We start from the raw sequence: 8,578 nt of genomic DNA on the forward strand, positions 1-8,578 counted from the left end.
ATCCTCAATGCCGCCGACCTGGCGTTTCGGGAGATGGGGTTTGCCAACACCTCGGTCGAGGAGATCGCGACGCGTGCCGGCTTGACCCGCAAAACGGTCTACAATCTGTTCAGTTCGAAAGAAGAAATCGCGTTGCGGCTCATCGCCCGCGTGGAGGCGGGCGATGCCGCCTACCGCGCCCGCATGGCGGCGAACGAAGATGTATTCGTCATGCTCGAGACAGTCTTTCTCGACAGCGCCGGCTGGTGCCTGGCCAATCCCTCGCTTGCCAGGCTGGCTCTTGCCCCCGCCGAGCGTCCGTCCCTGCAGCCGCCGCCCGACCGGCCCTCATTCCAGCGCCTGGTCCGGGACCTTCTGGTGCTCGGCCAACGGCAAGGTGTCATTCGCAGGGATGACGATGCCAATTTCATGGCGCTGGTCCTGCTTGGAATATACGGCCAGGCGATGCTTTCGGCGCTTTCGGCCGGGTCATTCAGCGAGGACGAGATCAGGCACCTCATCCGCATCGTCGTTGAAGGGATCGGCAAACGCTAACTACGCGAACCACTTGTCCGCCGATCTCCAAAGCGCCGCAGGAGTGCTCCCGGCCTTCGCTTCATTGGCTGCTCTTCGGAGCCTTGGCGTCCTTTGAACGCTCCGCGATAGCGGGGCCGGCCCCGGACGTCTTTTCGGTTGCAGCGCTCGGCGTGGCTTGCTTTGGCGGGTTTTGTCCCTCCGACTGGCGGGTGCGGTCTTCCACTTCGCCCATCCGGCGGGTGAGCCCTATTCCGCCGGCAGGCTTCTCGTTGGCGGCCGCATCCTGGGAGAATTCATCGGAAGCGTCGGCATCGGTCTTTGCCGGATATTTCGTCGCACCGGTTTCATAGCGGGTTTCGTTCTCAGTCATGGCATCTCTCCAGTTGCATGACGGATAAACATCTCGGCGCTATCCGGGTTCCAATTCCTGGACTTGGATTCCGGACGGATCTGGATTCCGCCCGGTCGGCCACCCAAGCGACGAGATGAGCAGCACCCTACTGCAGCAGACCCTTGACGATGCCGCTCGCCTTGCCGAAATCCATCTGGCCGGCATATTTCTGCTTCAGTGCGGCGATCACCTTGCCCATGTCCTTCTGGCTGGCCGCACCGGTCGCGGCGATCGCCTCGCGCGCCGCAGCAGTTACCGCCGCATCATCCAGCTGCGTCGGCAGGAAGGTGCGGATGATCTCCATCTCGCCGCGCTCCTGCGCGGCCAGTTCCGGCCGCTTGCCGTCATCGAAGGCTTTGGCCGATTCCTCGCGCTGCTTCACCATCTTGGCCAGGATCTGCAGGATCTCCTCGTCGCTGGCCGGCTCCTTGCCTGACCCGCGATTGGCAATGTCGCGGTCGTGAATGGCGGCCTGGATCAGCCGCAATGTCGGCAGCCGGTGCTTGTCCTGCGCCTTCATCGCGCTCTTCAGGGATTCGGCGATTTTGCCGCGCATGGTGCATTCTCCTTCGATCGGCGCGGACAATAGCGCCGCGGGCGAGCCAAGGCAAACTCTGATGTGCCGGGGCAAGCCACTGATTTTGCTAGGCGAAATAAAATATGGCGGCATTTCGCATGATCATTGACCGCCCTGCCCCCTTCCCCTATGTACTGGGCCTTGCATGAACGGAAATTTGACTGCGTGGAAGCCGCGAAATCGCCGCTTCGCGCCGTTTGCCGCGCAGATGGCCCGCCGGGCCGGTTGCAGCGCGCGGCCTGACAGGAGTGCCGCATGGCCGAGATGACGCCCGCCTTGACCCCCGCTTGGGCCACGGAAAAGCCGACCGCCCTTCTGGTGCTGGCCGACGGTACCGTCATCGAAGGTCGCGGTCTCGGCGCCACCGGCTCCGCTGTCGCCGAAGTCTGCTTCAACACGGCGCTGACCGGCTATCAGGAAATCCTCACCGATCCGTCCTATGCCGGCCAGATCGTCACCTTCACCTTCCCGCATATCGGCAACATCGGCACCAATGACGAGGACATCGAGGATCTCAATCCGCTCGCCCGCGCCGGCGCCGTCGGCGCCGTGTTCAAGGCCGATGTCACCAACCCGTCCAACTACCGTGCCGGCACTGGTCTCGACCAGTGGCTGAAGAAGCGCGGCATCGTCGCTTTGTCGGGCATCGACACCCGCGCGCTCACCGCGCTGATCCGTGAAAAGGGCATGCCCAACGCCGTCATCGCGCATGCGCCCGATGGCGTGTTCGACATCGACGATCTGAAGCGCCGCGCCGCCGCATGGTCGGGCCTGATCGGGCTGGATCTCGCCAAGGAGGTTACGTCGGGCCAGTCCTCGGTCTGGCGCGAGACACCCTGGGTGTGGAACGAAGGCTTTGGCGAACAGATCGAACCGACAATGCACGTCGTCGCCATCGACTACGGCGTCAAACGCAACATCTTGCGCCTGCTCGCCGGCCTCGGCGCCAAGGTCACCGTGGTGCCGGCCAAGTCCGGCGCCGAGGAAATCCTCGCCATGCAGCCGGACGGCATTTTTCTCTCCAACGGCCCCGGCGACCCGGAAGCCACCGGCGACTATGCCGTACCGGTCATCCGGGATCTGCTGAAGACCGACATCCCGGTGTTCGGCATCTGCCTTGGCCACCAGATGCTGGCGCTGGCGCTGGGCGGCAAGACCGCCAAGATGCACCAGGGCCATCACGGCGCCAACCATCCGGTCAAGGACCACACCACCGGCAAGGTCGAGATCGTCTCGATGAACCACGGCTTTGCCGTGGATGCCGACTCGCTGCCATCAGGCGTCGAGGAAACCCACGTCTCGCTGTTCGACGGTTCGAATTGCGGCATCACCCTGACCGGCCGGCCGGTGTTCTCGGTCCAGCATCACCCCGAGGCTTCGCCCGGCCCGCAGGATTCACACTACCTGTTCCGCCGCTTCGTCAATTTGATCCGCGAAAAGCGCGGTGAGGAATTGCTGGCCGAACGGGCTTAGCGCGATCCGGTAGCGCCGCCCCTCATTGCCCTGCCGGGATGGCCCTCCCTGGTGAGCGCAATGCGGTTGTGACTCACACCTGTGCTCCATCCTCAGCGACACCGGTGGCGACATTCGTGCGCGCTGCCGGCCTCGCAACTTTCGTCACAAAGACGATGACCGCCAGCGTCAGGAAGCACGCTCCCAGCAGATAGGGCGCGCCGCCGAAGGTCACCGGCGCGCTTGGCCCGGTGAACCAGGAAAAGATCGCCGTGTAGAGCAGCGGCGTGATGATCGAGGTGATCGAGAAGATCGAGGTCATCGCGCCCTGCAGTTCGCCTTGCGCCGAAGGCGGCACCTTGGCGGCGGCGAGGCTCCGCAGCGGCGGGTCGGCCAGCGCTTCCAGGCAGCCGACGACGATCACCGCATAGATCATCCAGCCTTGCGACGCGAAGGCGTAGCCGAAGGCGCTGGCTGCCGTGAATGTCAGGCCGATGACTGCGGTCTTCCACTCGCCAAGCCTAGGGATGACGCGCGGCAGCACCGTCGCCATGACGATCGCGCCGCACAGGCCAAAGGCGCCGAGCGAGAAGCCGATCTGCTGCTCGCTCCAGCCATAGCGGTAGCTGGAGACGAACGACCAGACCGCCGGATACATCATATGCCCGAGCGTCATCAGGAAGAAGACAAGCCCGATCCAGCCGATGCCTTGATATTGGCGCATCTGCAGAAGCGTGCCGACCGGGTTGGCGCGTTTCCACTCGAAGCGGCGGCGGTGCTTGTCATCGAGCGTTTCCGGCAGGAAAAACAAAGCGATGAGGAAATTCACGAAGGCGAGCCCGGCGGCGAAATAGAACGGCACGCGCGGCCCGAACGTGCCGAGCAGCCCGCCCAGAACCGGCCCGATGACGAAGCCGACGCCAAATGCGATGCCGAGCAGGCCGAAATTCTTAGCCCGATTGTCATCGTTCGAGATGTCGGCGATGAAGGCCGATGTCGTCGAATAGCTGGCGCCCGAAATGCCGGCCAGCACGCGCCCGATGAACAGCATCGGGTAGGACCAGGCGACGGCGCAGATCAGATTGTCGATGGAGAAGGTCAGCACCGATGCGAGCAGGATCGGCCGCCGCCCGAACCGGTCGCTCAAGCCGCCCATGATCGGTGCGAAGAAGAACTGCATCGCCGCATAGACGAAGAACAGCCAGCCGCCTTCGATCGCCGCGCCGCTGATGCTGACCCCGGTCAATTCCCGGAGATAGGCCGGCAGCACCGGCATGATCATGCCGAAGCCGATAATGTCGAGCAGCAGCGTGGTGAAGACGAGCGCAAGGCCCCGTCTGGCGGTTTTGGGGTCGATCATGCAGGATCAAGCTCCTCTGCTCGCCCTCAGGCGCAGGCGGACGCACCTTATAGGCGAGCTCGCGGAAAGGAACAATGCAGGAACAGGCCGAATCTATTCATCCTGACACCACCTGACGGCAGCATCGCCGGCAGGTGAAGCTCGACAACGGTCTGGTCAGATCGGCCCACTCAGCGTGTTGCAATCCGACAGCTTGCCGCTCTTGTAACCACGCGCCAGCCAGGTCTGCCGCTGCTGCGAGGTGCCGTGGTTGAAGCTTTCCGGCACGACATAGCCCTGCATCTTCTTCTGCAGCGTGTCGTCGCCGATCTGCTTGGCGGCGTTCAGCGCGCTTTCGATGTCGCCCTGCTCCAATATGCCTTTCTGTCCGGTGTAGTGGGCCCACACACCGGCAAAGCAGTCGGCCTGAAGCTCGATTCGCACCGACATCTGGTTGGCCTCGACCTCGCCCATGCTCTGCCGCATCTGGTTGAACTTGGACATGATGCCGGTCAGGTTCTGCACATGATGGCCGATTTCATGCGCGATCACATAGGCGCGGGCAAATTCGCCCGAAGCGCCGAACTGCTGGTCGAGTTGCTGGAAGAAGGTCATGTCCAGATAGACCTTGTGGTCGCCGGGACAATAGAACGGTCCGGCCGCCGCGGAGGCAAAGCCGCAGGCCGAGCGCACCTGGCCGGAAAACAGCACCAGCTTGGGATCCTCGTAGGTCAATCCCTGCGACTTGAAGATGCCGGTCCAGGTGTCCTCGGTCTCGGCCAGCACGGTCGCCACGAACTGCTTCATCTCGTCATTGGCCGGTGTGGCACCGTTGTCCTGGCCGCTATTGTCGGTGATCTGGCCGCCGCCGCCCGGCAGCAGGCCGCCGTCGCCACCGCCCAGGATCGTCGAAGGATCGAAGCCGAAATACCATCCGGCCAGCACCACCAGGATGACGAGGAAGATGCTGCCGCCGCCACCGGTACGGCCGCCGATCGGAATGCGGAACTGGCCACCGCCGCCGCCGAGTCCGCCGCCGCCGCTGTCGCTGCGGTCGTCCTCGATATTGTCACTCTGACGACGGCCCTTCCAGAGCATGGCAACTCCTCGTGCAGCAAACCTCCCCGTTGCTCCGGGGCGACAAACAATTATCTCAACGGTTGCGCCAAGTCACAGCATTTTTCGATGGCCTTTTTGGCCACACGGGTTGCCTTGCGGCCAAGTTCGTTGTGGCGAGCGGCTCGGCGTGGCAATCGTCCCCGTGGCCTACAGCCGATCACGTAAGCCCGACAGAGAGCTAATCTTCCTGCTTGGCGCCGGCGCTCTTGCCGTCGGAGCTCTTCGAACGCTCCTCGAAACGCGCCGCGCCCTTTTTCAGCGGATGGCCGGTTTCGGCTTCGGTCTTGCGCTCATCCCTGGCCGCCGCCTGTTTCAGTCCCTCGGCTGCCTGCTTGCCCTTTGCCGCCGGCGTTTGTTCGATGCCCATCGTTTCCTCCCTTTCGCGCGCCAATCGCACGGATCTGGTGCAAACGTGTCTGGCGTGCGACGGTTCCGGCGACGCGGGAACTCTGGCGCTCAGCGCGCCGTCATCGCCTTGCGGAAGGCTTCCAGCGTCTCGGCGCTGACATGGTGCTCGATGCCCTCGGCATCGATGCGCGCTGTCTCCGCACTGACACCGAGCGAGCGCAAGAAAGCTTCCACCGTCTGGTGGCGGATGCGGCTTTCCTCCGCGACTTTGCGGCCGGCTTCGGTCAGGAACACGCCACGATAGGGCTTTCTCGACACCAGACCGTCGGCGCACAGCCTGGTCAGCATCTTGGCCACCGTCGGCTGCGCGACGCCGAGCCGTGCGGCGATGTCGACCTGACGCGCCTCGTTGCCGTCTTCGATCAGGTCGGCGATCAGCTCGACATAATCCTCGACCAACGCACTGCGGCGCGCTTCGCGCTGCTGCCGGAAGCCCTCCGAATGAATTTCGGCGTCGAGCAGCGGCTCGCGCGGAACTGGTCTGTTCTTCAGCACCAATACGCGCTCCTCCCAGGACTATTTGCCATCCATGCTTTCATAGCACGGGCTCTGATTCTTCAGGCCGTTTATTTGCATTCCGCCACAGGTGCAACCGGGGCTTCCGATTGCCGCTTCACCCGATGACCGCCAGCCGGATAAAAAGCAACGACAATGAAATATAGCATATTGCATAATGTTGAGCCATGGCATAGCTTAAGCCAACATCGTCCAGTCTCGCGGAAAGCCCTCCTTCATGTCCGAAGCCGAAGCCACAGCCTCCCGTTCCTCATGGCGGTTCGCCAGGCCCGACGAGGACGAGCAGCCCAGCCTGCGCGAAGTCAATTCCTCTATCGCCGTGCCGAACTCGGGCGTCTGGTTCCGTCGCCTGTTCGCCTTCATGGGTCCCGGCTACATGGTCTCGGTCGGCTATATGGACCCCGGCAACTGGGCGACCGACCTCGCCGGCGGCGCCCAGTTCGGTTACACGCTGCTGTTCATCATCATGCTGTCCAACCTGATGGCGATCCTTTTGCAGGCGCTGGCGGCACGGCTCGGCATCGCCACCGGCCGCGACCTCGCCCAGGCCTGCCGGGCCTATTATCCCCGGCCGGTGAACTTCGTGCTGTGGATCGCCTGCGAGCTGGCCATCATCGCCTGCGACCTGGCCGAAGTCATCGGCACCGCGATCGCATTGCAGCTTCTGTTCGGCATTCCGCTGATCGGCGGCGCCATGCTGACGGCGCTCGATGCCTTCCTCGTGCTGCTCCTGATGAACAAGGGGTTTCGCTATCTCGAAGCCTTCGTCATCGCGCTTTTGATCATCATCTTCAGCTGCTTCGCCATCCAGATCTTCGTCGCCGCCCCGCCGGCCGGTTCGATCCTGCATGCCATGTTCGTGCCGTCGTCGGAAATCGTCACCAATCCGGCGATGCTCTACATCGCCATCGGCATCATCGGCGCCACCGTCATGCCGCATAATCTCTATCTGCACTCCTCGATCGTGCAGACCCGCGCCTATGAACGCACCGACAAGGGCAAGCGCGACGCCATCAAATGGGCAACGACGGACTCGACCATCGCCCTGATGCTGGCTTTGTTCGTCAACGCCTCGATCCTGATCGTGTCCGCGGTCGCCTTTCACAACACCGGCCACCAGGACGTCGCAGAGATCGGCCAGGCCTTCGAGCTGCTGTCGCCGCTGCTCGGCCTCGGCATCGCCTCGATCCTGTTCGCTGTGGCGCTGCTGGCTTCCGGCCTGAACTCGACGGTGACGGCCACGCTCGCCGGCCAGATTGTTATGGAAGGCTTCCTGCGCCTGCGCATCCCCAACTGGGCACGCCGGCTGCTGACGCGCGGCCTCGCCATTATCCCGGTGGTGGTCGTCACCGCGCTCTATGGCGAAAAGGGCACCGGCCAGTTGCTGGTGTTCAGCCAGGTCATCCTGTCGATGCAACTGCCCTTCGCGGTCGTCCCGCTGGTGCAGTTCGTCTCCGACAAGAAGAAGATGGGCAATCTCGCCATTCCGCGCGGCGTCGCAGCCCTTGCCTGGGTGGTCGCCGCGATCATCCTGGTGCTCAACTTCAAGCTGCTCTACGACACCATGTTCGGGGTCGGCTGAGTTCCGCTTCGCCTGGAAACCAGCTGCCCTCTGCGCAGGGGGCAGCCTCGCGACAAATCGGCAATCCGCGCTATGTTTTCCGGCATCATGACCCGGATCGAAGACATCAGGAAATTCTACGCGCGGCTGCTGGCCGCCAATGCCGGCTCGCCCGACCCACGTCTGGAAGCGGCTTTCGCCGACGTGCCGCGCGAAGCGTTTCTCGGTCCCGGACCGTGGACGGTCGTCGCCGGCAACGGCAGGGTCACAACACCAAGCGCCGATCCGGCTCATATCTATCAGAACGTGCTGGTGGCGCTCGACGACGACAAGGGCATCAACAATGGCGAGCCATTCCTGCACGCCATGTGGATTGGAAAGCTTGAACCGAAACCCGGTGAGGCGGTTTGCCATATCGGCGCCGGCACCGGCTACTACACCGCCGTGCTGGCCCGGCTGGTTTCGCCAGGCGGCATCGTCACCGCTTTCGAACTCGACGAGAAGCTGGCCGATCTGGCGCGTCAAAATCTCGAAGCCTATGGCAATGCGACGGTGGTCCATGGCGATGCCGTGACGACGCCCCTGCCGCCATCCGACATCATCTATGTCAATGCCGGGGTCGCAGCGCCCCCGGCCGGATGGCTGAAGGCGCTGCGGCCAGGCGGCCGCATGATCTTTCCCTGGCGGCCGGCCGAGCGC

The 8,578-nt window shown here is 63.5% G+C and carries 10 protein-coding genes; 4 read left to right on the forward strand and 6 right to left on the reverse strand.

The window, feature by feature from the left end:
- Positions 1–534 (forward strand): TetR/AcrR family transcriptional regulator (locus tag ENZ75_RS12385; protein WP_245481151.1); only part of this gene is annotated, 534 nt, incomplete at its 5' end.
- Positions 535–595: 61 nt separating this feature from the next.
- On the opposite strand, the gene ENZ75_RS12390 is transcribed toward ENZ75_RS12385, so the two are convergent.
- Both ENZ75_RS12390 and ENZ75_RS12395 read right to left on the reverse strand, forming a co-directional pair.
- Positions 596–886, reverse strand: coding sequence for a hypothetical protein (locus ENZ75_RS12390; protein ID WP_063168785.1), 291 nt, complete (start codon positions 884–886; stop codon positions 596–598).
- 127 nt (positions 887–1,013) lie between these two features.
- Positions 1,014–1,463 (reverse strand): GatB/YqeY domain-containing protein, encoded by a 450-nt coding sequence (locus tag ENZ75_RS12395; protein WP_013530126.1) that lies wholly within the window; start codon positions 1,461–1,463, stop codon positions 1,014–1,016.
- A 276-nt stretch (positions 1,464–1,739) separates the two neighbouring features.
- Between ENZ75_RS12395 and carA the strand changes: the two genes are divergently transcribed.
- Entirely contained in the window at positions 1,740–2,957 is a 1,218-nt protein-coding gene (gene carA, locus ENZ75_RS12400) for a glutamine-hydrolyzing carbamoyl-phosphate synthase small subunit (RefSeq protein ID WP_063168786.1), read from the forward strand.
- Positions 2,958–3,030: 73 nt separating this feature from the next.
- Here the strand turns inward: carA and ENZ75_RS12405 are convergent, their stop codons facing one another.
- The 4 genes from ENZ75_RS12405 to mntR all read right to left on the reverse strand — a co-directional run bounded on the left by ENZ75_RS12405 (position 3,031) and on the right by mntR (position 6,300).
- Complete coding sequence (locus ENZ75_RS12405; protein WP_063168787.1) at positions 3,031–4,296, reverse strand: TCR/Tet family MFS transporter; 1,266 nt, start codon at positions 4,294–4,296, stop codon at positions 3,031–3,033.
- 156 nt (positions 4,297–4,452) lie between these two features.
- Complete coding sequence (locus ENZ75_RS12410; protein WP_013530123.1) at positions 4,453–5,373, reverse strand: neutral zinc metallopeptidase; 921 nt, start codon at positions 5,371–5,373, stop codon at positions 4,453–4,455.
- Between the two features lie 199 nt (positions 5,374–5,572).
- The gene (locus tag ENZ75_RS12415) at positions 5,573–5,761 is read right to left on the reverse strand and encodes a hypothetical protein (protein WP_013530122.1); all 189 of its coding nucleotides are present in this window, start codon (positions 5,759–5,761) and stop codon (positions 5,573–5,575) included.
- Between the two features lie 89 nt (positions 5,762–5,850).
- Complete coding sequence (gene mntR, locus ENZ75_RS12420; protein ID WP_024504117.1) at positions 5,851–6,300, reverse strand: manganese-binding transcriptional regulator MntR; 450 nt, start codon at positions 6,298–6,300, stop codon at positions 5,851–5,853.
- Positions 6,301–6,535: 235 nt separating this feature from the next.
- On the opposite strand from mntR, the gene ENZ75_RS12425 reads away from it, so the two are divergent.
- The gene (locus ENZ75_RS12425; RefSeq protein ID WP_013530120.1) at positions 6,536–7,900 is read left to right on the forward strand and encodes an Nramp family divalent metal transporter; all 1,365 of its coding nucleotides are present in this window, start codon (positions 6,536–6,538) and stop codon (positions 7,898–7,900) included.
- Positions 7,901–7,987: 87 nt separating this feature from the next.
- On the forward strand, positions 7,988–8,578 hold a 591-nt coding region (locus tag ENZ75_RS12430), incomplete at its 3' end, for a protein-L-isoaspartate O-methyltransferase (protein WP_164887795.1).

Origin of the sequence: Mesorhizobium sp. M7A.F.Ca.CA.002.04.1.1, assembly GCF_004022805.1 — a bacterium.
GTDB lineage: Bacteria > Pseudomonadota > Alphaproteobacteria > Rhizobiales > Rhizobiaceae > Mesorhizobium > Mesorhizobium ciceri.